The organism is Paraburkholderia sp. Ac-20347 (assembly GCF_017104805.1).
Taxonomy (GTDB): domain Bacteria; phylum Pseudomonadota; class Gammaproteobacteria; order Burkholderiales; family Burkholderiaceae; genus Paraburkholderia; species Paraburkholderia tropica.
In genome coordinates this window covers 1-26484 of sequence record NZ_JAAGPN010000025.1, presented here as the reverse complement: position 1 = coordinate 26484, position 26484 = coordinate 1, and the positions used below count along the sequence as shown (strand labels likewise).

Genomic DNA, 26484 nt, shown 5'->3' with positions numbered 1-26484 from the left:
AAATCGGCTAAGTGTATACACTAGAGCTTGCCGACACGTCCGGCGACGGGACGGCGGGTCGTGCTCTAACAGCGGACCGGCAGTTGGTAAAATCGGCGGAACGGCGCGCCAGGCGCCTCGCGGGGACAGAAAAGGAAGCGCACATGACGGAGAGCGACGCCGTGCTGATGGATACCGACGACCTGCCGGAGGCGGGCGGCGAAAGCCCGCGAGTCGCGGAAATCGTGGACTGGGTGGCGCGCGGCATCATCGAAGGGCGGCTGCAGCCCGGCGACGATCTGAATTCGGTCGAACTCGCGCGGCGCTTCAGCGTGAGCCGCACGCCGGTGCGCGAGGCGCTGTTCGTGCTGCATCGAGAACGCATGGTGGACTGGTCGCCGCGGCGGCGTCCGCGCGTGGCGGCGATGAGCCTCAAGGACGTGCGCGAGATCTATCATCTGCGCGCGATGCTGTACGCGCAGGTGTCGCTCGCGATCGTCGAGCACGCGACCGACGACGACATCGCGTCGCTCTGGCGCGCGCACGGCGTGCTGGCCGAGGCCGCGGCACAAGGCGACGTCGATCGGTATTTCTGGGCCAATGTCGCGTTTCGCGACGAAGAACTGCGCGTGAGCCGCAACGCGATTTTTAAAGAAGTGCTCGACTCCATGCGCATGCGCACGAATCGCATGCGGCACCTGAGCACGTCGCTGCCGGGCCGCATGCAACGCTCGTGCACCGATCATCAGCGGCTGTGCGAAGCGTATGCGGAGCGCGACGGCACGCTCGCCGCCGCACTGAATCGTTCGATCGTGATGGGCGCGCTGAAGTCGATCGAGAATATCTGGGTGGCTTGAATTGCCGATATCGCGGGCCGCATAGATGAATCGGAATCCTGATTAATCGGGCGGTTTCGTTATAGCTGCGTGTGCGCGCATTGATCGCGTTCACTGCGAAACCTTGCCAACGCGATGTGGCCGGTATCGAGCGAATGTTTTAAAATCGATCGGATTTCGCCGCCGTGGCCGTCGCCGGCGTTTGATCAGGCGGCGTGCGCGGCGCTCAACCGCGCCTTGAGTTCACACGATGACACAGACCGATCAGTCCTTCTCCGAGCGTTTGTTTTCCTACGGCACGCTCCAGCTCGAACAGGTTCAACTGGCCACCTTCGGCCGCAAGCTCGACGGCGCAGCCGACGAGATGCCGGGTTTTTCGCTCACGATGCTGAAGATCGACGACCCCGAGGTCGTGAAGACGAGCGGCAAGACGCATCATCCGGTGGTCGCTTATACGGGCAATCCCGTCGATCGTGTGGCGGGCGCCGTGTTCGCGATTACGGCGCAGGAACTCGCTCACGCGGACGATTACGAAGTGGCTGCGTATCGGCGCGATCGCGTGACGCTCGCGTCGGGTGTGTCGGCATGGGTTTATGTCGATGCCAGTACGCCGCGTCAGCCGTAAGCGCTGCACGCTATAACCGGTTAGCGGGCGACCAGCAAGCGACCATCACGCGACAAGCACGCCACAAACGCCAGCACCGCGCATTGCGCGGTCCGGCGTTGCGATTTCATGTTGCGCCGATGTTGCGCGCATGTTGCGATCTCAGGGCGGGCGCATTCCAACCGGCGCCCGCCGCGTCGAAGCGCATTACGAATGCGCGTACACCACCGAATCCAGATACGCGAGCTGGCCGTCCTGCTCGGCGTGCACGAGGTCCTGATACACCTGAGCGCGCGTGAGCGACTTGACGGGCTGACCGTACGGCGGGACCCATTGGTCCGCAGTCGCTGCCGCGCCGACGTATTTCACCTGCGTGGGCGCAGCCTGATGCGCGCCGTAATTCGGCGCCGTGCCGACGTTCGTCTGCGCGAAGGCGGTCGTGGTGGTGGCGATACCAGCAAGGGCGGCGGCGATCATGAGGGCTTTCATCTGTTTCTCCATTACGGTTGAGTGAGGGGCGATGCGATGGTCATTGCTCGCTCCATGTGCATAGCGTAGTGGCCTGGACTTATCAGAAAAGAGACGGCCTGATGAAGAAAAGTTAACTCGCGCGCGCCGCGAGTTCGACTCAGGCGGGCGCGCCCGATGCGCAGCTTTCGTCATCGCGATACAGTGAGCGAGTGCGCGTGGCGAACGGCCCGTGCGCGTTGTCGAGCCGTGTTGGCATAGAAGGGCGCGAACACGCTACCTCCGCGAACGACCGCGAATTCCCGCATATTTCGGCGCCGTTGCCCATGCCCCGCAAAAAATCGAACGTCTGGCTCAGAGGTTTCGATCTGCTTTCCACCGCGATGGGCGTGCGTCCCGTGAAATCGCTCAAGCCGAAGCGGGCCGCGAAAGTGGCCGTTAAATCCGCGTTTAATGCCGCGCTGAAGCCGGCTGTGAAGCGCAAGCCCGCCGTCAAACGCGCGGCGGCGCGCAGCGCGCCGTCCGCCGCGCCGGGAAAGTGGATACGCTCGTTTCATTCCGCGCCGCCGCTGCCGGGCCAACTCGTCAACCATCTCGCCTACGAGTTGTACTTGCCCGCGAGTCATACGTCGCGTGCGCGCTTGCCGCTCCTCGTCATGCTGCACGGCTGCAAGCAGAGCGCCGCGTCGTTCGCGGCGGGCACGCGGATCTGCAGGCTCGCGGAGCGCGCCGGTTTCGCCGTGCTGCTGCCGGAGCAGGCGGTCACCGCGAACGCGCAGCGCTGCTGGCACTGGCACGGCGACCCGGCGCAGACGGAAGCGCCCGCGGTGGCGTCGCTCGTCGCGGCGATCGTGCGCGAGCATAGTTTCGACGCGTCGCGCGTCTATCTCGCGGGCATGTCGGCGGGCGCGGGACTCGCGGCGAATCTCGCGATACGCCACCCGGCGCTGTTCGCCGCCGTCGGCCTGCACTCGGGGCCGGCGTTCGGCGCGGCCACGTCCACGATGAGCGCGATGAGCGTCATGCGTCGCGGCAGCCGCGACGAAGCCGTGCATCTCGTCGATGCCGCCATCGACGTGGAGACGTATCCGGGCATGCCCGCGATCGTCGTCCATGGCGATATCGACGCGGTGGTGGCGAAGCGCAATGCGCTGCAACTGGGCGAGGCGTTCGCGCGCGTCAACCGGCTCGTCGATGCGCAAGGCGAGTTGCGCGTGGGCGAGCAACGCACGTTCGAGCGCGACGGCGTGGACTACGTGGACTATGTGAAGCGTGGGCGGCTGATCGTGCGCGTGTGCGTGATACGCGGGCTCGGTCACGCGTGGAGCGGCGGCGATGCACGCGAGGCGTTTCATTCGGGACGCGGCCCCGAGGCGAGCGCGATGCTCTGGCAATTCTTCCGTCGTCAGACAAGGACTGCTTAGTATTTTGAAGTGCATGTAGTCGCGACGAGATTGCCCTTCACGGCAGCCTGACAACCCGTCACGCGCAGTAGGCGTATAACCGTATCATCCGCGCGCGTTGCGCGGCCTTTCCGTATTCTCACGGACGGAGATCGTCATGACATTCACCCTGTTGCGAAACGTGTGCGCCTGTCTGGCGCTGGGCGGCGCCGTTGCCGCGTATGCGCAGACGGATACGCCGGCGGCCGATGGCTCGTCGATGTCGGCGCAAGCTGGCGCACAAGCCGCGCCCACGAACCAGAAGGCAACCAAGGCCGATCGCACCCTGTCGCGTGCGGTGCGCCGCGCGCTGTCGAAAGCGCAGGGCTTCGACGTATCAGGCGTATTCGTGCGCGCGCGCAGCGGCGCCGTCACCTTGAGCGGCACTGTGCGCAACGGCGATCAGATCCGCCAGGCCGAAGAGGTCACGCGTTCCGTGCAGGGCGTCACGTCCGTCACGAACCGGCTCACGCTCTTTCATGGCGGTAACGGTTGAGCCGCGTGATCAGAAGCGGTAGTTCAGTGCGGCGAAAGTGGTGAGTTCGCGGCGGCGCTCGGTGATCGGGCTGCCGGCGGCGTAGCGCTCCAGGCGGCCGAGCGTCGCGTTGACGGAGCCGACCCAGTGCTTCGAGAAGTCGTGCGTCGCGTAGAACGTCATGTGCAGATCGCGCACGCCCGAGCCCGTCGCGTACTGCGGCAAGCCGGACGCCGCGCTCTGCGCGCCGGACACGCCGAACAGCGTGCGCGTGTAGACCGCATTGGCCCACGTGAGACCGGGCCCGACCGAGAACAGCCAGCCCGTGAGCGGCAGCGACGCGTACAGATCGAGCGTCGCCGTCGTGCCCTGACCGTGCCCGCTGATGTCCTGATACACGGCGGCCGCGCCCGTGAAAGCCCAGAGCGTGTAGTCGGCGAACAGGCGCAGCTTGGGGCCGTCGTCGACGTTGCCGAGGCCGCGCAGATGCGGATCGTCGGAGGCCGTGCGCGACTGGAAATCGAAGCTCAGCGACGCGCCCACGTGATAGTTTTCGCTCTGGAACACGTTCACGCCCAGCACGTCGGGGCCTTGCGAGAAAATGCGGTCGCGGTACGAAATATCGAGCGACGGAAACGGGTACACCTTCATGTGGCGCGCGCCCGGATACTGCGGCGCGAGATACATGCCAGGCCCGATCGAGATCTTCCACGGCGAATCGGCCTGCGTCGACGATGACGACGATGGCGTTGAAGTCGTGGCGTCGTCGGCGGCGTGTGCGGGCCGGGCGCAGGCGAGCGCGATCACGCACGCGAGGCCCAGCGCGGCGGCAGTCTTGTCGAGCGGCATCAAGCGTTCTTCCTTCCGACTGCCGCCAGTTGGCGCAGGCGGCGCGCCAGCGCCTTCGACACCACGGGCTGGCTTTGCGCATCGCGTGCGCCGTGCGCAATTTCGCTTTCGCGCAGAAAGAGCGCGGTCTCGCGCGCCACGATCTCGCGTTCGTTATCGGACGTGATCATGTGATACGAATCGTCGAGCCAGACGGTGCGCAGAAAACTCGCGCCGATATGATCGATCACGTAGCGCGGATTGCGCGGGCTCGAAGTTTCGTCGTCGATCGAATGAATCACGAGCGTGTCGTTTTCGATCGCGGCGACGTCCTTGCGCGCGCTGCGCGAGAGCCGCAGCGCCTGGTGCAGCGCGGGCAGGGCGATGGTCGAGGGACCGACTTCGCTGAACGCATTACGCTGCATCGCACGCGCGATCTTGGCGCGCAGCGCTTCGTTTCGTAATCCGAACGGTTCAGCCTCGCGATACTGATACGTGTGGCGCAGCGGCGTGTAGTACGCGCAGTCGAGCAGGAAGCGATACCACGGAATCGCCCAGCCGTCGTAGGCGAGCGTGAGCGAGAGCAGCACGAGCGACTGCGCAGCGGGGCGCGCGTGAACGAGGCGCAGCGCGAGCGCGCCGCCAATCGAAAGGCCGCACACGGAGACGCGCTCGTAGCGCGCGGCCAGCGCGTCGAATTCGCGCACGGCGCCTTCGAGCCAGCGCTCCATCGTCTGCATCGGCGAACCCGCGCTATAGCCTTCGATGACCGGCGCGCACACCGTAAAGCCTTCGTTCTGCAGATAGCGCGCGAGATAGCGCAATTCGAGCGGCGAACTGGAGAGGCCGTGCAGCAGCAGCACGGCGTGCGAATCGCCTTCGTGGAAAAAGCGCGTGGCCTGCATGGCGGGCGCCTTCACGGCCGCGGTTGCTGGTTCGATCGTCGCCATGTCAGCTCTCCGTGCGCAGCACGAGAAAATCGCCCGCGTGCGTCGTGAAGCGCTCGCAGACGCAATTCGTGAGCCGATGCTCGCGGTCATGCGGCGCACGCAACAGGCGCACGCGATGATTGCCGGGCCACAGCGCATTGTTCAGGCGCTGCACGTCTTCGGGATGCACGGCGTCGAACAGCGGGCCGGGCGCGATCTCGCTCGCCTGCGGCAGCGCGGAGCCCGCACTCTGGCCCACGCTCGCGCGCTGCACGGCATTCGTTTCGAGCGCCTTGATGAGAATGAAGCCGTCGTGATGCTGCGCGAGATGGCGCAGCAGACGATGCGTTTCGTCCACGGCGCGGCGCGCGAGCGCGCGTTCGTTGTCGTGGCGCAGCAGCATTTCGTAGCGCGATTGCGCGACCGAAGCGATCAATTGCGCGCGGCATTGCTCGCGGCGCAAACGCTCGATCAAGGTAATCACGATGAGCGTGACGAGCGGATAGGACACGATCAGGATCAGATCGTGGCGATCGAAATACGTAATGTTTCCGTAAGGCGGTACGAACAGATAATCGGCGATGCCGAGACCGAGCACCATCACGGTCAGCGCGGGCGCGAGGCCCAAATAGTATTCGACCAGCGCGGCCGTCACGCAAAACGCGGTTGCGGGCATGATCGGGCCGAGCACCGGATGCAGGGCAATGCGTAGGGCGGCTGCGATGGCGAGCGCGCCGGCTGCGAGGCACCAACGGCGCGGACCTCGGGGTGCCCAAAGACGGGCATTACGGACTTTCATGGCATGCAGTGGCGCCAACCTCGTAGCGTTCCCCGCGATCGGACTGCGGCGGACGCTGGCGCGCTCGTTTTATCGAATAAGGAAGCGGGTTGGCAGCGTATGCGACGGCAGCGTCTGTCCAACCGGTACGGAGGATCGTTATATAGGCGATTTTCCTCGTCGGGGACGTATGTTACCACTGATTACAAACGTTTTTTTCGGGGAATTCTTTCGAATGCCTTTCTTTAATCGATGCGGATATCCAATCGTAGGGTGAGGTAAAGGCAAGCGAATAAACGCGCGATAAAACCGCAAGCATTCGCCATTAATAAAGCGTTAAAAGCGCATATGCCGCATGTCGAAAATCGATTGCGCCCGAAGTTTTAACACCGGTTTTACGCGATCCGCTCTACGCTAACCTTGTCTTCACCACCGGCGCGTTATTCGCCCGATCGTATGGCTCTCGCACAATCCCGTCTTGCCCGTCATGCCGTTGTGGATGCTTCCATGGCGGTTTCCGCTTCTAGTTCTGTCACATCGCGCCCGCGCGCCAAGGTCGTGCCGCTTCGCGCGCCGCGCGCCTGGCTCGACATCGTGCTCGGCGCCCGCACGCACGACGCGGCGCGCGCGCAACTGGCCGCGCTCTATCACTCGCCGCTCGGCATTTATGTCGTGCAGACCGCCGTGAAGCGCGAGACGTTGTGCGTGCGTTTCGACATTGCGCCGGAAGACTTCGATTTCACGCTGCATACGCTCATGAGCATCGTGCCCGAAGCGACGATCGGTTCGCTGCGTCCGCGTGAGGGTGAGCAGGCATGCTGAATCGATTCGAAGGCATCTGGTTGCCGATCGTCACGCCGATGCGTCGAGGCGAAGTGGATATCGACGCCTTGCAGGCGCTCACGGATCACTACGTGAACGCGGGCATCGACGGTCTCGTGGCCTTGAGCACGACCGGCGAGGCTGCGTTGCTCGATGACGTCGAGCGCGCCGCCGTGCTGCAGGCGATCACCGATGTGGCCGCGCAGCGCGTGCCGGTGCTCGCGGGCGTGGGCGGCAGCGACACGCGCGCCTTCGTGCGCGAGATCCATCGCCTCGAACATTGGGACGTGACGGGTTTTCTCGTTTCCGCGCCCGCCTATGTGTGCCCGGACCAGCGCGGCGTGGCCTGGCACTTCGAGCAGATCGCGCGCGCGACGGCGCGGCCCATCGTGCTCTACGACGTGCCGCATCGCACGGGCGTGGCCATTGAGGCGCAGACCGCGAGCGATCTCGCCGACATCGACAATATCGTGGCGATCAAGGCATGCGTGCGCGAGCGTTTCGACGCGCTCGGCGGCACGCGTCTCGCGATGCTATGCGGCAGCGACGACGCGTTTCTCGATTGCCTGAGTGCGGGCGGCACGGGCGGCATTCTCGCCGGCGCGCACGTTTGCGGCGACCTGCTGCGCGACGTGCTCGTGCTCATGAAGCAGTCGCAACACGAAGCGGCGGCGGAGCTGTTCAAGCGCTTCGTGCCCGTGCTGCGCCTGTTGTTCTCCGCGCCGAATCCGAGCGCGATCAAGGCGATGCTGGCGCTCGAAGGACGCCTCTCGCACGAGACGCGCATGCCGATCGCGAGTGCGTCGCCGGTCCTGCTTACGCGGCTCGAAATCGCGCGCGCCGCGCTCGACGATCTGCGTGCCGAGCTGGCGCTGAACGCGTGAAACGGGTTCACTCCACCGTGTAATGCACCGAGAGTTGCCCCTTTTTCTCCTTCACTTTCGACACGACGATCCTGCCCACCCGCGCCGACGACACCACATGCGTGCCGCCGCACGGATAAGCCGGTTGCGGGCCATAGCCGATCGTGCGAACCGCGCCTTCGACATGGCTATGACGCGGCAGGTCGGCCGCCGCCTGCGCGTTGGCGTGCTGCTCGATGAGATCGGCGGGGAAGGGCGGCGCGTCGCCGCTGCTTTCGAACACGACGCGCGCTTCGCCCGGCCAGTGATGCGCCTTTACGGGCGTCCAGCCAAGCTGTTCGCCGCAATAGCCGAGCAGATGGCCCGCCGAATGCAGACGCGCGTGCAGGTCGCGCGCACTCGCATCGACGCGCAAATGTGTGCTGCCGAGCGGCACTTCGGCGTCGCAAACGTGGATCACCTCGTCGCCTTCGAGCAGCGCGCGCAGCACATTCGCCGCGCCGATCATGCCGACGTCGGAAGGCTGGCCGCCGCCTTGCGGATGAAACAGCGTCGCCGAAAGCACGACGTGATAGTGACCGTCGTCCGTGCGCGTGCAGCGTAACGCGACGCTGGTCGTTTCCAGTTCGTCGCTCTGCAAATAGAGGCGTTGCGTCATGAGCGGCTCCTCACGCACGCGGCGAGGCGGCCGCGTCGCGCGCGTGCGCGATCAGGCTGTCGACCGCATCCGGCGCGGTGCAGAACGAGGTCACGAAACGCACCACGTCCGGACCCCAGCGGTCGCGATAGAACTGGAATCCGGCCTGCACCAGCGCCTCGCTGACCGGCTTCGGCAGACGACAGAAGATGATGTTGGCCTGCGTTTCGCCCATCACCTCGACGCCCGGCACCGTCGCGAGACCTTGCGTGAGACGGCGCGCCATGTCGTTTGCGTGACGCGCGTTGCGCAGCCACAGATCGTCGCTCAGATACGCGTCCATCTGCGCGGAAAGAAAGCGCATCTTCGAGAACAGATGGCCCGCGCGCTTGCGGCGATAGCCCATTTCAGCGGCCAGCGTCGTGTCGAACAGCACGATGGCTTCGGCCGCGAGCACGCCGTTTTTCGTCGCGCCGAGCGAGAGCGCGTCGACGCCCGCTTTCCACGTCATCTCGGCGGGCGTGCAGCCGAGCGAGACGAGCGCGTTCGCGAAGCGCGAGCCATCCATGTGCAGCTTGATCGACGCGGCCTTGCAGACTTCGCCGATCGCCGCGATTTCATCGAGCGTGTAGACGCTGCCCACTTCGGTGGCCTGCGTGATGCTCGCGCAGGCGGGCTGCGTCGAGTGCACGTCGCCGACCTTCACGCGCGCAGCGGCCCGCAGTGAGTCGGCATCGAGTTTCGCGGCCGGGCCGTCGAGCGTCACGAGCTTCGCGCCGTGCGTGTAGAACTCGGGCGCGCCGCATTCGTCGTTGTTGATGTGGCTGGCGGGGTGGCAGTAGACGTTGCCCCAGGGTGGCGTCATCGTGCTCAGGCACAGCGCGTTGGCGGCCGTGCCGGTCGGCACGAGAAACACGGCTACGTCGCGCTCGAAGATCGCGGCCAGCCTGCGCTCGACGCGCGCGGTGATCTCGTCCGCGCCGTATGGGCTCGACTGGCCCGTGCTGCTCGCCACGATCGCTTCGACGATTTCCGGCGACGCGCCGGCGATGTTGTCGCTCGTAAATCCCCATGCGGGCGCACGTGCGCCCGGTGCTCGCTCACTGTTCATGCCTGCGTTCCTCGACTGGCGGGCGACGATGGCTCGCCCGGATCGACGCATTCTGGCGCAGGCGGCCCGGCGTCGGCTTGTAAAAAATTGCGCGACGGGGGCGGGGCGCTCAGGCCTGGTAAGTCGATGGCGCGACGCCGAACGCCTGGCGGAACGCGCGATTGAAGTGGCTCTGGTCGTAGAAGCCGACCGCCTGCGCGACGCTGGCGATGGCTTGCGGACGCCGCGACAGCAGGCTGCACGCATGTTCGAGGCGCAGCCGCACGAGCCAGGCGTGCGGCGTCATGCCGATGGTCTGCTTGAACTGCTTGAGGAACGCGAAGCGCCCGAGGCCGCAGAGGTCGGCCAGCGCGTCGAGCGTGATTTTTTCGGCGAGATGCGCGAAACAGTAGTCGCGCACGCGCTGCCATTGCAGCGGCGAGAGCGCGCCTTGCACCGTTTCGGGCACGACCGCGCGCGATTGCGCGAGCAGCAGATCGGCGAGCGCGAGCCATTCGGATTGCACCGCGAGCACGTCGGCGTTGGCGCTCATGGCGTCGTGCAGACGCAGCAGCCGATGCGCGAGCGCCGGGTCTTCGAGCAGGGTCGCGGCGAGCGCGGGTTCGCGCGGCGCGCCGCCGATCTCCTGCGCCACGCTCGCGAGCAGGTCGGGCGCGACGCGGAAGGTCTTGAGCGTGTAAGCGTCGCCGTCCTCGCCCACGCCGTCGTGAATCTCGCCGGGCGGCATCAGCGCGATGCATCCGGCCCCGACGCGCACGGTCTTACCGTTGAAGCGCTGCCGCTGCACGCCGTCGGTCACCAGCCCGATATGCAAGTCGAGATGGAAATGGCGCTCGAAACTGAAGTCGACGAAGCGCGCGGCGCCCAGCACGAGGCCGGGAACCTCTGAGACCTGGTGGTAGTGGACGGAATCGGCCATGGAGCAGGGACGGGAGGCGGCGGGTTCGCGTGAGTATACCGCCGGGCGGCGCGGTGCGCCTGGGCGGTTCGGGGCACAATGGCGTGTATCTGCTCAACATCCACGAGAAATCGCTTCACGATTCATCCACCATCGACGATGAGGAAATCATGAGCAATCCGAATCAATTGGCGGAATCAGCAGGCTCGACCGGACTCAGCGAAGCGTATGAAGCCGGCAAGGCGCGGCGCACGCAGGTGATGGGCGAGCCGTTCGTCGAACGCGCGATGAGCGGACTCGATGGCTTTTCGCGTCCGCTGCAGGACTGGCTCAACGAGCACGCGTGGGGCAGCACGTGGCTGCGTGACGGACTCGATCTCAAGACGCGCAGCCTGTGCACCTGCGCGATGCTCGCCGCGCTCGGGCGCAGCACGGAGCTGAAGGGGCACGTGCGCGGCGCGCTCAACAACGGCGCGAGCGTCGTCGAGATTCGCGAAGTGCTGCTGCACAGCGCGCTTTATGCGGGCGCGCCCGCGGCGAGCGAAGCGTTTCGCAGCGCGCGGGCGGTGCTGGAGGAGATGGGCGTGGCGATGCCGGATGACGGACCTCGCCGGATGGGCGAGGCCGGTAAAACCCGCTCAGGCCGCGACGCTTTCGCGTTCCTCGCGCGTTTGCGGCGTGAGCGCGTCGATCGTCACCGGCACGCGGCGCGCGACCGCGCAGAGCAGTTCATAGCCGATCGTGCCCGACGGTTCGGCCACTTCGTCGACCTTGATGTGTTCGCCCCACAGCTCGACCGTCGAGCCGATATTCGCCGCCGGACAGGGCGTGAGATCGACCGTGAGCATGTCCATCGACACGCGGCCGACCACGCGCGTGCGCACGCCGTCGACCATGATGGGCGTGCCGGTGGGCGCGTGACGCGGATAGCCGTCGGCGTAACCGCAGGCCACCACGCCGATGCGCATCGGCCGCTCGACTTCGTAGGTGCGTCCGTAGCCCACGGTTTCCTGCGGCGCGAGCGTCTGCACGCCGATGATTTTGCTCGTGAACGTCATGGCCGCGCGCAGCCCGACGCTTTCGATATGCCGCGCCGCGCCCGTGGGCGACGCGCCGTAGAGGATCGTGCCGGGGCGCACCCAGTCGCGGTGCGCGCGAGGATGCCAGAGCACCGCCGCCGAATTCGAGAGCGAGCGCTCGCCGGGAATGTCCTGCGTGGCGGCGTCGAAGCGATCGAGTTGCCAGTCGATCGCGCCGTCGTCGGCGTTCGCGAAATGGGTCATGAGGCCGATCTCGCCGATCGTCGGCACGGCGCGGGCGCGTGCCCAGGCGGCGCGGTAGGCGTCCGGACGATAGCCGAGGCGGTTCATGCCCGAATTCATCTTCAACTGGATGTCGATCGGGTGCGTGGTGTTGGCCGCCGCGAGCAGCGCCAGTTGATCGTCGCCATGCACGGTCACGGTCAGGTGATGCGCGACGGCGGTCGCCACGTCGGCGGCGTCGAACACGCCTTCGAGCAGCAGGATCGGGCCGGTCCAGCCCAGTTCGCGCACGCGCACGGCTTCGTCCAGATCGAGCAGCGCGATGCCGTCCGCCGCCGCGAGCGCGGAATAGATGCGCTCGATGCCGTGACCATACGCGTTAGCCTTGACGACTGCCCAGACGCACGCGCCTTCCGCGCTTCGCTTCGCGATCTGGAGATTGTGGCGAATGGCATCGGGATGAATGCGGACGGCAATCGGACGCGGCATGGCGGATGGGTTCCTGGTTAGTGGTTTGTGCAATCGTATTGATTTTCGTCCAGTTATTTTTAATGTATTTTTTCGGAAATTTGGACGAAACCACTGGTTTGTGATGTCAGCCGCTGGCGAGGTTCTTGTAGTAGAAAGTGGTCGCGCAGAGTGCGCCGTCCGGCATCAGCGCGTAGTCCGGCACGGTGCCCGCGCGTTGCCAGCCGCTGCGCTGGTAGAGCCGTTCGGCGTCGCCGCCGGTCACGGTGTCGAGCACGAGCACGGTTTTTCCGGCGGCGAGCGCGTGGGTATCGACGGCCTGCATCAGCAACTGGCCGACGCCGCGTCGCCGCGCACGCCGATGCACGAGCATCTTGGCGACATCGGCGCGATGCGGCTGATTGTCGGGCTGCGCCGTGACAATCTGCACGGTCCCGACGATCTCCCCGCGCGCGTCTTCGGCGATCAGCAGAATGCGCTCGCCCGCGGCCACGCCGTCGGCCACGCGTTTCCAGAATGCCTGCGCCGTGCCGCGCGCCAGCGGCGCCATGAAACTCACGGAAGCGCCGCCTGCCACGCAGTCCATCAGCACGTCGGCGAGGGCGTCCACGCTGGCGGCGGCTTCGTTCGCGCCGAGCGGGCGCACGACGATGGCGTCGTTCATTGCGTGCGTGTCGGTCATGCCGGGCTCCTTGCACTGCCTTGGGGGACGCGGCTCAGCGCCACGAGATAACGCGCCGGCTTGCGCGTGGGATTGCGATAGACGATCGGGCAATCGAGGCGCATCGCGAGACAGTCGCCGGTGCGCAGGCGCCAGCGCTCCTCGCCGACGGTCATCTCCATTTCCCCCTCGATGATCCAGACCTGCTGATGGATTTCCGCGTCGCGCAGGCTGGTGTCGTAGGCCACGCGTTTGCCCGCCGGAAATTGCACTTCCACGAGTTGCAGCGGCGACCAGAGCGCGGGCGAGAGATTGCGGCGCACGTAGCCCGAAGCCGGATCGGTCCAGACCGGCTGTTCCTGCGCGACGGCGAGCGGCGAGGGCTCGGTGGCCGCCGCGCCATCGGGCGTTTCGAACAGCGAGGCGAGCGAGACGCCGAGCGCCGTCGCGAGTTTGTCGAGCACGACGGCGGTGGGGCTGCTCTGTCCCCGTTCGATCAGCGAAATATTCGAGCGGCTGACCGTGCTGCGCTCGGCGAGCGCATCGAGCGACCAGCCGCGCGCGTCGCGCAATTCGCGCAAACGCTGGGCAAGGGCGGTGTGGATGTCCATGCAATGTCCAATTTACTGGATATTAATTTCCAGTAAACTAGACGAGCAATATTCGCGTGTCAACTGCTTCGAATCGACTGCAATGACTGCATGACGATTTCAATTGATACGGATGCCGAATTAATTGGCGCAATAAAAAAGCGTGCTGCCGCGATGGCCGCACGCCGTCACCGTCGCTTACGCGGCGGCGATCACGTCGATGCGCAGCGCTTCGCCGCCCGCTGCGACTTCGAGCAGACGGTCGACGTTCGGGTGCGCGCCCGGACGGTTGCGTGCGTCGGCGGTGTGCTCGGCGAACACCGCGAGGCCGTGCTCGGCCGCCTTGGCGTCGAGCGTGCCAAAGGCTTGCTGCAGGTAGTGATAGACCGCGAGCGAGCCTTGTTTGCCCGGCTTGTTTTCGATCGTCGAGACCACGGCGCCCTGGCCGTTCACGAGATCGATGCGCTCGATGCCGTCGATGGCGGGCAGTTGCGCGAGGTTGTCCTTGAAGACGTTGCCGGGTTGAATCATGAGAGCACTCCGTTAAGTCAGATAAAGCGTGGGGATGGCGTAGTGGGCCGCATTTTAGCCGATCCCTCGCGCCCGTTTCAGGCCGGGCCGCAGCCGCACGCGCCGTCTCGCTGCGACGCGCGCGAGAAAACCGCCTGATTTCAGGGCTTTTCTTTCGCGAGCGCAGTCAGGATCGCGTAGCCGGCGCGTACGCGCGCGTCGATCGGATAGGCCTTGTTGGCGAGAATCGCCACGCCGATTTTCTGCGAGGGCACGAACGCCGTATAAGCCGAGAAGCCGTTGGTCGAGCCGGTCTTGTTGAGCAGCGCGTCGGTTTGCGGCGGCAACGGCGGCGTGATCGCGGTGGCGGACATGCCCTTGCGCAGCATGTCGGGGCCGTTGCCGCTTTCCAGCGTGGCGAGCGCGACGGGCCACGGATACTGCTCCCACACGAGATCCTGCGTGAGCGCGCCCGACGTGTAATAGCCCGTGTGCGTGCACGCGAGCGCGCGTTGCCACGGCTCGGGCAACGCGGTGAGACCCATGTTGGCGTCCAGATAGCGCACGAGATCGGGCGCGGTCGTGCGCATCCCGTAGGCTTCGTCGGCGAGCACGCCGGGATGCATGCGCAGCGGCGTGTCGTGCGCATCGTAGCCTTGCGCGTAATCGGGCATGTGCGCGGCGGGCACGTCGAGCCACGTGTGCGTCATGCCGAACGCGGGCAGCAGACGCTGCTGGACGGTCTCGCGATACGGCTCGCCCAGACTTTGCGCCGTGGCCATGCCGAGCAGGCCGATGCCGAGATTCGAATACACGCGCTGCGTGCCCACGGGTTGCGCGGGCTGCCAGCGGCGGTAGTACGCGATCATTTGCGCATCGTTGGTCACGTCGTCGGGTTCGAACAGCGGCAGGCCGGACGTATGCGTGCCGAGATTGAGCACGCTCACGCGATCGAACACGCTGCCGCGCAGCGCGCCGACGTACCGGCTGGCGGGCGCGGCGAAGTCCAGCTTGCCCGCGCCCTGCGCGTAGCACGCGAGCGTGGCCGTGAACGTCTTGGTCAGCGAGCCGATTTCGAACAGCGTGTCGTCGCGCACGGGCGCGCCGCTGGCCCTGGAGGCCACGCCGTAGCGATAGAACGTGTGCTTGCCGTTCACGGTCACGCCGACGATCAGGCCCGGCACGCCGTATTGCGTCCGCACGGGCGCGACGGCGGCATCGACGGCGTCTTTCAGGCGGTCTTGCGCGTGGCCGGTGGTGGCCGTGGCGGCAGCGGCGGCCAGGCTCATCGACATCAGTAAAAGTTTTATCTTGATTTTCACGATCGAGGAGAGAGTTGGTCGGTAGAGCGCCCGACAGACGCCGCCGGGCGGCGGATCATACTCATTGCGCCGACGATTGTGGTGCGTTGCCCGCCGTCCGACAAGCGACGATAATTTGGCTGAGACACAAGCCAAACTTATAGGTCGACACGATGCGTCCCAATTTACCGCTGCATGCGCTGCGCGCTTTCGAGGCGTCGGCGCGCCATCTGAGCTTCACGCGCGCGGGCCTCGAACTCAAGGTCACGCAGGCCGCCGTGAGCCAGCAGGTGCGCACGCTCGAAGAGTGGCTCGGCGTGCCGCTGTTCCGGCGTCTGCCGCGCGGGCTCGGCATGACCGACGAGGCGCGCGCGCTGCTGCCCGTGCTGAGCGACGCGTTCGGCCGCATCGAAACCGTGCTCAAGCAGTTCGAGGGCGGACGTCTGCACGAAGTGCTCACGGTGGGCGTGGTCGGTACGTTTGCGATCGGCTGGTTGATGCCGCGTTTGAAGTCGTTTCGCGAGGCGCATCCGTTCGTCGAATTGCGGCTGCTGACGAACAACAATCTCGTCGATCTGGCGGGCGAGGGGCTGGATTTCGCGATTCGTTTCGGCGACGGCAAGTGGCCCGCGACCGACAACACGCGTCTCTTCGACGCGCCGCACGCCGTGCTGTGCGCGCCGGAGATCGCGCGGCGGCTGACGTCGCCGGCCGATCTGGCGAAGGAGACGCTGTTGCGCTCCTATCGCACCGACGAATGGCTGGAATGGTTCGCGGCTGCGGGCGTCGGGGCGTGGGCCGTGAGCGGGCCGATTTTCGATTCGTCGCGGCTGATGGCGGAGGCGGCGATGCAGGGCGCGGGCGTCGCGCTCGCGCCCGCGTGCATGTTCGCGCGCGAGTTGCAGGCGGGCTTGCTGGTCAGGCCGTTCGAGGTGGAGGTGAGGCTCGGGAGTTACTGGCTCGCGGGGTTGAAGTCGCGCGAGATGACGCCCGCGATGAAGGCGTTTTGGGGGTGGATTGTGGGGCAGGCGCACTGACGCCGTTCAGCTTCCCGCTTCACAACACATTCAGCATCGCCAGCGCCGTCTCCTGCAGATGCGGCAGCACGCGCCGCACGGCTTCTTCGGGGCTTTCATCCCCGATCGACATATTCGTGCTCAACGCCGCCACCACATCGCCGTTGCGATTGCGCAGCGGCACGGCCACGCCGCGTACGCCCACCTGCAACTGCTGCTCGATCAGCGCATAGCCGTCCACGCGCGCGCGCACGATCTTTTCGCGCAGACGCGTCGCGCTCGTGATCGTGTGCGCCGTGAAGGGCGCGAGCTCCACGCCGTCGAGCCAGCTCGACACCGCCTGCTGATCCTCCTTGTGCGCGAGCAGCACGACGCCCGGCGAGATCAGCGGCGCGGGCACGCGTGCGCCGAGCACGAAGCCCGTCGTCATCACGCGCGAGACGCCGTTGCGCGCGATCACGACGAGATCCCAGTCGTCGAGCACGCTCACATACGCGGATTCGTTGAGCGTCGCGCTCAATTGCTGCAGATACGGCTGCACGGTGCGCGGCAGGCGCGCCGAATCGAAATACGACCAGCCCACGCGCAGCACGCGCGGCGTGAGGCCGAACAGACGCCCGTCGGTGTAGACGTAGCCGAGCGATTCGAGCGTCAGCAGATAGCGCCGCGCGGCGGTGCGCGAGAGGCCCGTGCGTTCGCCGGCCTGGGTCGCGGTCATGCGCGCGTGCTGGTTGTCGAAGGCTTCGAGTATCGCGAGGCCTTTTTCGAGTCCGGCGATCCAGTCGCGCCGGGCGAGGGTGGTGGTTTTCATATCGGATGGCCGGAAGGCAAAAAAGCCGGGCATGCGCCCGGCCTCGTGACTGCCTCTGCGCTTGCGCTCAGTGCGCCTGCGCGGGCTTCATGCGCGCCGCCACGATCAGGGAAATCAGGCAGCCGACGGCGAGATACGCGGCCACCAGATGCCACGAGCCTGCGCCCACGCCCACCAGCGCCACGGCGATGAACGGCGTGAAGCCGCCGCCCACCACGCTCGCGAACTGGTAGCCCACGCCCGCGCCGCTGTAGCGATATTCGGCGCCGAACAGTTCGGTGAACAGCGGCTGCTGCACGCTCACCACCATGTCGTGCGCGAGGTTCGCGAGCGCCACCGAGCAGATCACGATCCACACGATCGAGCGCGCTTCGAGTGCGAGGAAGAACGGCACCGCGCTGGCGAGGCCGATCGTCGCGCCGATCAGATAGACGCGGCGCAGGCCGACGCGGTCGGCGAGCCACGCGAAGCAAGGAATCGTCACGCACGACAGCGCGCCGACGAACAGGCCGATGCCGAGGAACAGATCGCGCGACAGGCCGAGGTTCGCGGTCGAATAGCTCAGGGCGAACGCGGTCACGATGTACATCGTGAAGAGTTCGGCCAGACGCAGCGCGACGATATAGACGAAGGCCTTCGGATGACGCGTCAGCGCTTCGAGCACCGGCATCTTGAGCTTGCGATGGCCGTGCTCGACCTTTTCGACGAATTCGCGCGACTCGTCCATGCTCGAACGCACCCACAGGCCGACGGCCACGAGCACCACGCTGAACAGGAACGGCAGACGCCAGCCCCAGGCGCGGAACGCCGTCTCGCCGAGCAGATGGCTCAGCAGCGCGACGATGCCGGTCGCGAGCACGAGGCCCACGCCGTAACCGACCTGCACGCCGCTGCTATAGAACGCCTTCTTGTGCTTGGGCGCGCTTTCCACGGCCATCAGCGCCGCGCCGCCCCATTCGCCGCCCACCGCGAAGCCCTGAATGGCGCGCAGCAGCACGAGCAGCACGGGCGCCCACCAGCCGATCGTCGCGAACGTGGGCAGCAGGCCGATGGCGACCGTCGAGAGGCCCATCAGCATGACGGTCAGCACGAGCATGCGTTTGCGCCCGAGGCGGTCGCCGTAGTGGCCGAACACCACGCCGCCGAGCGGGCGGAACAGGAAGCCCACGCCGAAGGTCGCGAACGCCGCGAGCGTGCCCATCTTGCCGATGTTGGGGAAGAATGCCGTGTTGAAGACCAGTGCGGCGACAATCCCATAGAGCAGAAAGTCGTACCAGTCGACGACGGCGCCGACGAAGCTGCCGATCGCGGCCTTGCGGGCCTGGCCGCTGGAACGGGCGGCCGGTGCGGGCTCGGTGGCGCCGGTGGTGTCGAGGGTCGGGGTCATGAGTGTCTCCAGAAACTGGCTTTTGATCTATGTCGCCAAACATGGCTGCGGGACTTGCCGCAGCGGTGAAACGGAGCATAGAGCCGCGCAGGCGGCTCGGCAATGTACGGAACGCGCAAAATGCGCGATTATCGCCCAATCGCGTGCGTTTATCGAACGCTTTGCGGGTTAGCACCGAGAACGGGCGGCCCCGGCTCGATGCCCGTCTTTGGCGCGATGAACGATTTGGTTAAAATTGGCGTGCACTGGCGGCGCGGTCTGTCGCCGCCGTAGTTCATGGTTTTTTGCTGGTATCAGGAGCCTTCCGCATGTCGTCCAACCCCATTTCCGGCGCGCCGGAGCAGGCCAATCCGCTCGGCATGGCCGGCATCGAGTTCGTCGAATTCGCGGCGCCCGATCCCGCCGCGCTCGGGCGGCGCTTCGAGCAGCTGGGGTTCAAGGCCATCGCACGCCACATCAGCAAGGACGTGACGCTCTATCGCCAGGGCCAGATGAATTTCCTCCTGAACGCCGAGCCGGACTCGTTCGCCGCGCGCTACGCCGAGGAATACGGCATGGGCATCTGCGCGATCGGCGTGCGCGTGGACAGCGCGCGGCGCGCCTTCGAGCACGCGCTGCGTCTGGGCGCGTGGGCGTTCGAGGGCGAGCGCGTGGGCACGGGCGAGCTGAAGATCCCGGCCATTCAGGGCATCGGCGACTCGCATATCTATTTCGTCGACCGCTGGCGCGGCCGTGGCGGCCAGCGCGGCGGCGTCGGCGATATTTCGATTTTCGACATCGACTTCCGGCCGATCGACATCGCCACCGCCGAGGCCGATCTGGAGCACGGCGGCACCGGCCTGCAACGCGTCGATCACCTCACGCAGACGGTGGGCGCGGGCCGTATCGGCGAATGGCTCGACTTCTATCGCGAGCTGCTGCATTTCCGCGAGATTCACGAGATCAACGCGAACTGGCACGTCTCGCAGGAGTCGCGCGTGATGGTGTCGCCGGGCGGTGAGATCCGCATTCCCGTCTATGAGGAAGGCACGCGCCGCACGGAGCTGATGCACGACTATCTGCCCGATCATCCGGGCGAGGGCGTGCAGCATATTGCGCTCGCCAGCGACGATATCGTGCCCTGCGTCGACGCGCTGATGGCCAATGGCGTCGAGTTCGTGGAGCCGCCGCCCGCGTACTACGATTCGGTCGATGCGCGCCTGCCCGGTCATGGCCTCGATATCGAGGCGCTGCGCAAGCGTCATATTCTGATCGACGGCGAAATCGGCGCGGACGGCGTGCCGCGTCTTTTCCTGCAGACTTTCGTGAAGCGCCGTCCCGGCGAGATCTTTTTCGAAGTGGTGCAGCGCCTGGGCCATCACGGTTTCGGCGAGGGCAATCTCGACGTGCTCGCGAAGGCGCGCAAGGTTTGACGCCTGACATTGCCCGCTGAAAAGGAAAACGCCCCGCTGAAACGGGGCGTTTTTCACGCTGCGTTGGTCTTCGTGCTGGCGGCCTTTACACCGTCACGACGATCTTGCCGACCTGCGCGCCCGCTTCCATGTAGCGATGCGCTTCGACGATCTCGTCGAGCGTGAACGTGCGGTCGATCGCGGGCTTGAGCGCGCCCGAGGCGAGGCCTTCGGTAATGAAGCGTTTCGCGCGTTCGAGCTTCGCGGCGTCGGTGGTGATTTCGAACAGCTCGTAGCCGCGCACCGAGAGATGGCGCGAGAGCAGGTCCATGACCGGCACGCTCAGATCGCGCGTGTCGAGCGCGCCGTATTGCACGAACATGCCTTGTTTCGCGAGCGCGCGCAGTTGATGCGCCGCTTCCGGACCGCCGACCGGATCGAAGGCCAGCTGCGCGCCCGTGCCGCCCGTGATCTCGCGCACCTGCTGCGTGAGCGCGTCGCCGCCGCCCGCGATCACGTGCTTCGCGCCGGCTTCGAGCAGCGCCGCGCGCTTGCTGTCGCTGCGCGTGAGCGCGATCTGCACCGCGCCGACGCTGTTGGCGATCTGGATCGCCGCCAGTCCCACGCTGCTCGACGCCGCGCCCACCAGCACCGCCTGGCCGCGCGCGAGGCCGCCGATCTCGATCAGCGCGCCCCAGGCCGTGGCGTATTGCATCCACGTGGCGGCGGCTTCCTCGAACGAGAGGCCCGCGGGGTTCTTCACGACGGCGCGCGCGGGTGCGTTCACGAGTTCGCCGTACATGCCGTAGTCGAGAAACGAAAACGCGGGGACGACGCTCACGGCGTCGCCGGGCGCGAAGTCCTGCACGTCGCTGCCCACGGCCTCGACCACGCCCGACGCCTCGTAGCCGAGCGCGGCCGGAAAGCGCGGCGCGTGCGTGTACTGGCCGCTGCGATACATGACTTCGGCGCGATTCAGGCCAATCGCCTTGACGCGGATCTGCACGTCGCCGGCCTTGGGCGCGGGCACATCGACATCGTCGATCTGAAGCACTTCGGGGCCGCCGATACGGTGAAAGCGTACGATTCTGGACATTCTGGATTCCTCTTGAATTCGAACGGGGCGCACAGCATCGAGCACAGCCTCGCGGAGCGCGCCGGGTCCGATCACTGTATGCCGCGCGGCGGCGCGAATAAACGCGCGGGGCGATTACTCATTGTTATTGGATGAATAACAATGCGCGACACCGGCGAGGAACGCGCGCAGCACGTCAGCCCGGACAGCGCTTGCCGATCAGCTCCGTAAGCCAGTCGACGAACACGCGCACCTTGCCCGGCAGATGCTCGCGATTCGGGTACATGACGGAGATCGGCTTGGACACTTTCACGACGCCGGGCACCACTTCCACGAGTTGTCCCGCGTCGATATGCGGCTGCAACGCGGGGCGCAGCGCGTGGATCAGCCCGAAGCCCGCGAGACCGCAGGAGAGCAGCGCTTCGGCGTTGTCGGTGAGCAGGGCGCTCTCGAGCTTGAGCGCGACGGTCTTGCCGCCGCTGCGATACACCCAGTCCATCACGCGGCGATTGCGTCCGGTGAAGAAGTTCACGGCGCGATGCGCGCGCAGATCGTCGAGCGTGCGCGGCAGGCCGTGACGCGTGCAATACGCGGGCGACGCGCAGGTCGCCATCGCCACCGAGCCGATCTTGCGCGCGACCATGCTCGAGTCTTTCAGATCGCCGATACGCACCACGCAATCGATGCCTTCGCCGATCAGATCGACGGGCTGATCGCTCGCGCCCAGCACGATTTCGATCTGCGGATAGCGCTGCTGGAATTCGGGCAGCGCCGGAATGATGATGGCCTTGGCGAGCGCGACGGCCACGTTCAGGCGCAGGCGTCCCTTGGGCTGCGGACGCTGCTGCGAAAACTGCGCGAACGAGGCGAACGTCTCGTTGACGCCCGCAAGCAACTGCACGCAGCGCTGATAGAACTCGTCGCCCTCGGCCGTCGTGCTCACGCGCCGCGTGCTGCGGTTCAGGAGCCGGATGCCGAGTTCGTCTTCAAGTTGCTGCACGGCTTTCGTGACGGCGGGGCGGTGCAGTTGCAGCGCGTCGGCGGCTTGCGTGAAGCTGCCGCGCTCGACGATATTCACGTAGATCTGCATGGTTTGCAGACGATCCATGGGGCTTCCTCAGCGATCGGTTCAAGCGGTTCAAGCGCTTCAAGTGTTTCGGGGCGCACGCGGTTTCACATGTGCGGTGGCGCACAGACGCGCGGCATCGCGTTCGCCTATGCTGCAACCGGGCCCTCCCCACAAGCGGTGACGACAATGATAAACACTGACCGCATCGACGAGACACGTGCGCGTGCACGGCGTATGACCGTGCTGCGCGCGAGCGCGCGGCTGGGCTTTTGTCTGAATCTGCTACTGAGTTTATGCGTGGGTTTGTGCGTGGGCATCGCTGCGGATGCGCGGGCGCAGGACGCTGCGCCGGGCTACCGTCCGCCCGTGTGGACCGCGAGCCTGCCCGGTCATCCGACCTTGCTGCTGCTGCCGACGATCCACGGCCTCGCGCACGACGATCCGCGTATCGACGCCGCGCTTGCCGCGCTGGCGGACGGCGTGCAGGCGGTCGTGCTCGAAACGAACGTGAACCCGACGCACGAGAACGTGCAGACGATCCTGCGCTACGGCCTTTATCCGGCCTCCGACAATCTCTCGAATCACATGCAGTCGATGAGCGCCGAAGCGCTCGCGCATTGCGCGCGCGACAGCGGTGCCGACATCAAGCTGTTCTTCCAGCACAAGCCGTGGCTCGCGGGCTTTCTCGTCGATGCGGTGCGGCTGCACGCGGACCGCTTCGAGTGGAAGAACGGCGCGACGCATCCGCACCTCGTGCCGACGGGCGAGTCGCTCGTGTTCGCGGGGATCGATTTTCGGCTCGAAGCGATCGCGCAGCGCCGCAGCATTCCGCTGATCTATCTCGAGACGATGGAGCAGGGCATGAGCCTCTTCGACACCATGCCCGCCGCCGATCAGGACGCCTTCCTGGAAGGCGAGTGCGCGGGCCTGCACGGCGCGCGCCAGGGCGCGGCGTCGTATGCGCAATTCCAGCAGGCGTGGGTCGCGGGCGACGCCGCGCAACTGGAGCGGCTGGCGATGGCGCGCTATCCCGGCGAAAGCGACGCGCATTACGACTTCAGTCAGTATCTGTACGTGCGCGGCACCGATATTTTTGCGCAGACGCTCGCGAGCGACGGCTATTTCTACGGCAAGGGTCCGATCCTCGTCGCGGTGGGCGCGGGGCACTTCTTCGGTGCGCAATCGCTGCTGCAACGGCTGCGCGACGCGGGTTACACCGTGACCGGACCTGCGCCCGCGCTGGGCGAAGTCGCCGCTCGCTGACGATTTGTAAACTTACCGATTCTTGCGAGGGCTTCCCTAAACTTTCCCGTGCATGCGCCGTTAGAGCAGGTATGAAAACGCTATTCTCGAAAACGGAAGCCCAGCTTCTGCTGTCGATCGCCCACGAACGCGCGGAGCACCGCGCGGCGGCGGCGGGCGTCGATCTCGAGTCGCCCGCGGGTTCCGCGATCTACGACACGGTGATCTATTCGACACTCTCCGAATTCGCGCCCGCGCTGACGATCGACGAATTCATCGGCCTGCTCGCCCGTCCCGAGGTCCTGCACTGAGGGCGGTATCGCCAATGGCCGGATGAAAAAACGGCGCGCGGGTGAGAGCCCGCGCGCCGTTTTCTTATCGGCGAAATGATGGGCGACGCTTAGAACTTCTCGCGCAAACCCACGCTCACGATCGCCTGCGATTGCGAGTTCGACGAGTGGCCGTTGCCCTTGTCCGAGACCGAGGCGGTCGCGGCCACCGGACGGCCGAGCGCATCGAGCGTCGTGCCCGAAGCGTGCTGATAACCGGCCAGCAGATACACCGTCGAGCGCTTCGAGAAGTCGTAGAGCGCGCCGACCGAGACGTTGTGGTACTGCGCGGCGTCGTCGAGATTGTCGACGTCGCTGCCGCGCGTGTAGCTGTAGCCCGCGAACAGGTGCGTGTTCGGCTGCACGTTCCACATACCGAACACGCCCGCGATATTGAACTTCGCCGTGCCCGAGTAGAGCGAGTTCGCGCCCGCCTTGTACTGCACGTTGCTGTAGTTCACGCCTACCTGCACCGTGCTGAAATTCCACGTCGCGCCCGCGGCCACCACCTGCTGCGATTGCGCGCTCGCGAAGCCTTCGTTGATCGACGAGTTGAAGGTGCCGTCGTAGGTGCCTTGCCACTTGCCGTAAGTCGTGTCGTCGAGGCCGGTCTTGCTGTTGTCCGAGCGCTCGTAACCCACGCCCACGCGCAGCGGACCGTTCGCGTAGCCCGCGCCCACGCTCCACGTGTTCTTGCGCTTGAGGCTGCCCGCCTGGCCGCCGAAGCCGTACAGCGCGCCGAACGTGAAGCCGTTGTAGTTCGCGCTCGTGTACTTGATCGAATTGTCGACGCGCGTGGTCTGGTCGAGATCGTCGATATCGCCCGGATGCGCGCCGAAGCCGCCGATCTGGCCGACCGGCGCGACCGGCCCGACGAAGTCGTCGAGCGAGGTGTACTGGCGGCCCATCGTCAGCGAGCCGAATTGCTGGTCGGCGAGGCCCACGAACGCCTGGCGGCCGAACAGGCGGCCGCTCTGGCCCGAGGTGCCGTTGCTGATGTCGAAGCCGTCTTCGAGCACGAAGATCGCCGAGAGGCCGTTGCCCAGATCCTCGCGGCCCTTGAGGCCCCAGCGGCTGCCGGAGAGGTTGCCGGTCGTCACGCCGACATTCGAATGGCCCTGATAGGCGCCGGTCTTGCCGGCGCGTTCGTTGCTGCGGTACGTGATGCCCGCGTCGGCGATGCCGTAGAGCGTGACGGAGCCCTGCGCGGCCGCGGTGCCCGCGAGCGTGAGCAGAACCGGGGCGCAGAGCAGGTGGTGTTTCATCATGTGTCGTCTCGGTGAAGAGTGGAGCGCCGCATCAAAGCGGTCTCGTTGTTATGCGCGCACGCACCGGCCGCCTCGATGACGAGGCAGCCGGCGTGCGGCGCTGGAAAAACGCGGATGAGAACTTCAGGGCCTCAGGCGCGCGATCACGTCATGGCGTGTCGCGGATATCAGCGCTTGAGCGAGGCGCCCGGCGGCAGCTCGGGCGGAGTGACGTTCACGGTCTTGCGCAGCTTCGCGACGTCGTCGGCGCTGACCGGCGCGCCGGTATTGCCCCAACTGGTGCGCACGAAGGTGGCGACATCGGCGACTTCCTGATCGGAGAGGCGCCAGCCGAACGGCGGCATCGTGAAGGTCGAGGGCGCCGTCTGTGTGCCTTCGAGCGCGGCGCCCGCGAGCAGCACGTGGATCAGCGACGTGGCGTCCTTGCCCTGCACGACGGGGTTGCCGCCGAGCGCCGGGAACACGCGCGTGTAGCCGCGTCCATCGCTGCGGTGGCAGGCCATGCAGTTGTCGCGATAGACCGCCGCGCCGCGCGCGCTCGCGTCGCCGCCTTGCAGCTTGCTCGCGGCGGCGGCGTCGTAGGCGTACGGCGTTTCCTTCGCGTCGTTCGAGGGCAGCGTCTTGAGATAACGCGCCATCGCGAGCAGGTCCGCGTCGGTCATGTACTGCATACTGTGCTGGACCACGTCGGTCATGCCGCCGAACGCCGCCGTGTGCAGATTGCGGCCGGTCTTGAGGAACTGGACGATGTCGTCCTCGCTCCACGCGCCGATACCCGTACGCGGATTGCCGCGCAGGCTCGACGGCACCCAGCCGTCGATCGGGCCGCCGCCCGCGAGGAAGTCGTCGCCGTCGAGATCGGTCAGCGCGAGTTCCTGCATCGTGCGTGCGCGCGGCGTGTGGCATGCGCCGCAATGGCCGAGACCCTGCACGAGATACGCGCCGCGCGCGACGATCGCATCGTTGTAATGCGCGGCGTCGAACGGCGCGACCTTCGGCGCGAACATCGTGCGCCAGATGCCGAGCGGCCAGCGCATCGACAGCGGCCACGGAATGTCCACCGCGCGATTGGCGGCGTTCACCGGCGCGACGCCGTGCATGAAGTACGCGTAGAGCGCTTTCATGTCGTCGTCGGAGAGGCGCGCGTACGACGGGTAGGGCATCGCCGGATAGAGCGTGTCGCCGTTCGGGCGCACGCCCTCGCGCACGGCCTTCGCGAAGTCGTCGTAGGTCCACTTGCCGATGCCGCTGCTCGCGTCGGGCGTGATGTTGGTCGAGTAGATCGCGCCGATCGGCGTGTCGAACTTCAGGCCGCCCGCGAAGGGCTTGCCGCCTTGCGACGTGTGGCAGGCGATGCAGTCGCCGGCGCGCGCGAGGTACTCGCCGTGCGCGACGAGCGCGGCGTCGGACGACGCGGCTTGCGTCGACGGCGCC

At 66.3% G+C, this 26484-nt stretch carries 28 protein-coding genes and 1 pseudogene; 11 read left to right on the top strand and 18 right to left on the bottom strand.

Annotated features, from left to right (window positions below; genetic code table 11):
* The first annotated feature begins 143 nt into the window (after nt 1-143).
* Nucleotides 144-836 (top strand): GntR family transcriptional regulator, encoded by a 693-nt coding sequence (locus tag G3N97_RS07565; protein ID WP_074985840.1) that lies wholly within the window; start codon nt 144-146, stop codon nt 834-836.
* Nucleotides 837-1065: 229 nt separating this feature from the next.
* Nucleotides 1066-1440 carry a gamma-glutamylcyclotransferase family protein gene (locus G3N97_RS07560; RefSeq protein WP_205992669.1) on the top strand — a complete coding sequence of 125 codons (375 nt, stop codon included), beginning with the start codon at nt 1066-1068 and terminating at the stop codon, nt 1438-1440.
* A gap of 186 nt (nt 1441-1626) precedes the next feature.
* Here the strand turns inward: G3N97_RS07560 and G3N97_RS07555 are convergent, their stop codons facing one another.
* Nucleotides 1627-1908 carry a DUF4148 domain-containing protein gene (locus tag G3N97_RS07555; protein ID WP_065064976.1) on the bottom strand — a complete coding sequence of 94 codons (282 nt, stop codon included), beginning with the start codon at nt 1906-1908 and terminating at the stop codon, nt 1627-1629.
* A gap of 305 nt (nt 1909-2213) precedes the next feature.
* On the opposite strand from G3N97_RS07555, the gene G3N97_RS07550 reads away from it, so the two are divergent.
* A complete protein-coding gene (locus tag G3N97_RS07550) occupies nt 2214-3311 on the top strand; it encodes a PHB depolymerase family esterase (RefSeq protein ID WP_205992668.1) in 1098 nt (365 codons plus the stop codon).
* 136 nt (nt 3312-3447) lie between these two features.
* Nucleotides 3448-3825: a BON domain-containing protein gene (locus G3N97_RS07545; protein ID WP_205992667.1), complete on the top strand. Its 378-nt coding sequence runs from the start codon at nt 3448-3450 to the stop codon at nt 3823-3825.
* 9 nt (nt 3826-3834) lie between these two features.
* Here the strand turns inward: G3N97_RS07545 and G3N97_RS07540 are convergent, their stop codons facing one another.
* From G3N97_RS07540 to G3N97_RS07530, 3 genes are read right to left on the bottom strand one after another with little or no spacing between them, the layout of a single operon-like run.
* Complete coding sequence (locus G3N97_RS07540) at nt 3835-4653, bottom strand: MipA/OmpV family protein (RefSeq protein ID WP_205992666.1); 819 nt, start codon at nt 4651-4653, stop codon at nt 3835-3837.
* Nucleotides 4653-5537 (bottom strand): alpha/beta fold hydrolase, encoded by an 885-nt coding sequence (locus G3N97_RS07535; RefSeq protein ID WP_241030453.1) that lies wholly within the window; start codon nt 5535-5537, stop codon nt 4653-4655. The genes G3N97_RS07540 and G3N97_RS07535 overlap by 1 nt, the downstream gene beginning before the upstream one ends.
* A gap of 46 nt (nt 5538-5583) precedes the next feature.
* The gene (locus tag G3N97_RS07530; RefSeq protein WP_205992664.1) at nt 5584-6360 is read right to left on the bottom strand and encodes a DUF4118 domain-containing protein; all 777 of its coding nucleotides are present in this window, start codon (nt 6358-6360) and stop codon (nt 5584-5586) included.
* Between the two features lie 486 nt (nt 6361-6846).
* On the opposite strand from G3N97_RS07530, the gene G3N97_RS07525 reads away from it, so the two are divergent.
* On the top strand, nt 6847-7161 hold the full coding sequence (locus G3N97_RS07525; protein ID WP_241030450.1) for a hypothetical protein: 315 nt from the start codon (nt 6847-6849) through the stop codon (nt 7159-7161).
* Nucleotides 7155-8045 (top strand): 4-hydroxy-tetrahydrodipicolinate synthase, encoded by an 891-nt coding sequence (locus G3N97_RS07520; protein ID WP_205992662.1) that lies wholly within the window; start codon nt 7155-7157, stop codon nt 8043-8045. Before G3N97_RS07525 ends, G3N97_RS07520 begins: the two co-directional genes overlap by 7 nt.
* Before the next feature lie 7 nt (nt 8046-8052).
* Here G3N97_RS07520 and G3N97_RS07515 read toward each other — a convergent pair whose 3' ends face one another.
* The 3 genes from G3N97_RS07515 to G3N97_RS07505 form a co-directional block, all read right to left on the bottom strand.
* Complete coding sequence (locus tag G3N97_RS07515) at nt 8053-8682, bottom strand: alanyl-tRNA editing protein (protein ID WP_205992661.1); 630 nt, start codon at nt 8680-8682, stop codon at nt 8053-8055.
* A gap of 10 nt (nt 8683-8692) precedes the next feature.
* The gene (locus G3N97_RS07510) at nt 8693-9772 is read right to left on the bottom strand and encodes a low specificity L-threonine aldolase (RefSeq protein WP_205992660.1); all 1080 of its coding nucleotides are present in this window, start codon (nt 9770-9772) and stop codon (nt 8693-8695) included.
* 109 nt (nt 9773-9881) lie between these two features.
* Nucleotides 9882-10691, bottom strand: coding sequence for an AraC family transcriptional regulator (locus G3N97_RS07505; RefSeq protein WP_205992659.1), 810 nt, complete (start codon nt 10689-10691; stop codon nt 9882-9884).
* Nucleotides 10692-10840: 149 nt separating this feature from the next.
* On the opposite strand from G3N97_RS07505, the pseudogene G3N97_RS07500 reads away from it, so the two are divergent.
* Nucleotides 10841-11275: pseudogene (locus G3N97_RS07500) on the top strand (carboxymuconolactone decarboxylase family protein); the annotation flags it as partial.
* Nucleotides 11276-11308: 33 nt separating this feature from the next.
* Here the strand turns inward: G3N97_RS07500 and alr are convergent.
* The 5 genes from alr to ampC form a co-directional block, all read right to left on the bottom strand.
* Nucleotides 11309-12421 (bottom strand): alanine racemase, encoded by a 1113-nt coding sequence (gene alr, locus G3N97_RS07495; RefSeq protein WP_205992658.1) that lies wholly within the window; start codon nt 12419-12421, stop codon nt 11309-11311.
* Between the two features lie 106 nt (nt 12422-12527).
* Nucleotides 12528-13064: a GNAT family N-acetyltransferase gene (locus tag G3N97_RS07490; RefSeq protein WP_205992694.1), complete on the bottom strand. Its 537-nt coding sequence runs from the start codon at nt 13062-13064 to the stop codon at nt 12528-12530.
* 14 nt (nt 13065-13078) lie between these two features.
* On the bottom strand, nt 13079-13672 hold the full coding sequence (locus tag G3N97_RS07485) for an XRE family transcriptional regulator (RefSeq protein WP_205992657.1): 594 nt from the start codon (nt 13670-13672) through the stop codon (nt 13079-13081).
* 177 nt (nt 13673-13849) lie between these two features.
* The gene (locus G3N97_RS07480) at nt 13850-14182 is read right to left on the bottom strand and encodes a DUF2322 family protein (RefSeq protein WP_065064941.1); all 333 of its coding nucleotides are present in this window, start codon (nt 14180-14182) and stop codon (nt 13850-13852) included.
* Nucleotides 14183-14322: 140 nt separating this feature from the next.
* The gene (gene ampC, locus G3N97_RS07475) at nt 14323-15450 is read right to left on the bottom strand and encodes a class C beta-lactamase (RefSeq protein WP_241030449.1); all 1128 of its coding nucleotides are present in this window, start codon (nt 15448-15450) and stop codon (nt 14323-14325) included.
* 185 nt (nt 15451-15635) lie between these two features.
* Between ampC and G3N97_RS07470 the strand changes: the two genes are divergently transcribed.
* On the top strand, nt 15636-16499 hold the full coding sequence (locus tag G3N97_RS07470; RefSeq protein WP_205992656.1) for a LysR family transcriptional regulator: 864 nt from the start codon (nt 15636-15638) through the stop codon (nt 16497-16499).
* A gap of 19 nt (nt 16500-16518) precedes the next feature.
* On the opposite strand, the gene G3N97_RS07465 is transcribed toward G3N97_RS07470, so the two are convergent.
* Together G3N97_RS07465 and shiA are read right to left on the bottom strand one after the other, a co-directional pair.
* Nucleotides 16519-17289, bottom strand: coding sequence for an IclR family transcriptional regulator C-terminal domain-containing protein (locus G3N97_RS07465; RefSeq protein WP_205992655.1), 771 nt, complete (start codon nt 17287-17289; stop codon nt 16519-16521).
* Between the two features lie 67 nt (nt 17290-17356).
* Nucleotides 17357-18676: a shikimate transporter gene (gene shiA, locus G3N97_RS07460; RefSeq protein ID WP_205992654.1), complete on the bottom strand. Its 1320-nt coding sequence runs from the start codon at nt 18674-18676 to the stop codon at nt 17357-17359.
* 308 nt (nt 18677-18984) lie between these two features.
* Between shiA and G3N97_RS07455 the strand changes: the two genes are divergently transcribed.
* Complete coding sequence (locus G3N97_RS07455; protein WP_205992653.1) at nt 18985-20088, top strand: VOC family protein; 1104 nt, start codon at nt 18985-18987, stop codon at nt 20086-20088.
* Between the two features lie 85 nt (nt 20089-20173).
* Here the strand turns inward: G3N97_RS07455 and G3N97_RS07450 are convergent, their stop codons facing one another.
* Together G3N97_RS07450 and G3N97_RS07445 are read right to left on the bottom strand one after the other, a co-directional pair.
* Nucleotides 20174-21163 (bottom strand): zinc-dependent alcohol dehydrogenase family protein, encoded by a 990-nt coding sequence (locus G3N97_RS07450; protein WP_205992652.1) that lies wholly within the window; start codon nt 21161-21163, stop codon nt 20174-20176.
* A 175-nt stretch (nt 21164-21338) separates the two neighbouring features.
* Nucleotides 21339-22250: a LysR family transcriptional regulator gene (locus G3N97_RS07445; RefSeq protein ID WP_205992651.1), complete on the bottom strand. Its 912-nt coding sequence runs from the start codon at nt 22248-22250 to the stop codon at nt 21339-21341.
* Between the two features lie 147 nt (nt 22251-22397).
* On the opposite strand from G3N97_RS07445, the gene G3N97_RS07440 reads away from it, so the two are divergent.
* Nucleotides 22398-23474, top strand: coding sequence for a TraB/GumN family protein (locus tag G3N97_RS07440; protein WP_205992650.1), 1077 nt, complete (start codon nt 22398-22400; stop codon nt 23472-23474).
* 71 nt (nt 23475-23545) lie between these two features.
* Nucleotides 23546-23764 carry a hypothetical protein gene (locus tag G3N97_RS07435; protein ID WP_074985865.1) on the top strand — a complete coding sequence of 73 codons (219 nt, stop codon included), beginning with the start codon at nt 23546-23548 and terminating at the stop codon, nt 23762-23764.
* 89 nt (nt 23765-23853) lie between these two features.
* Here G3N97_RS07435 and G3N97_RS07430 read toward each other — a convergent pair whose 3' ends face one another.
* Nucleotides 23854-25047 carry a porin gene (locus G3N97_RS07430; RefSeq protein ID WP_205992692.1) on the bottom strand — a complete coding sequence of 398 codons (1194 nt, stop codon included), beginning with the start codon at nt 25045-25047 and terminating at the stop codon, nt 23854-23856.
* A 170-nt stretch (nt 25048-25217) separates the two neighbouring features.
* A partial coding sequence (locus G3N97_RS07425; protein WP_205992649.1) for a cytochrome c occupies nt 25218-26484 on the bottom strand: 1267 nt, incomplete at its 5' end.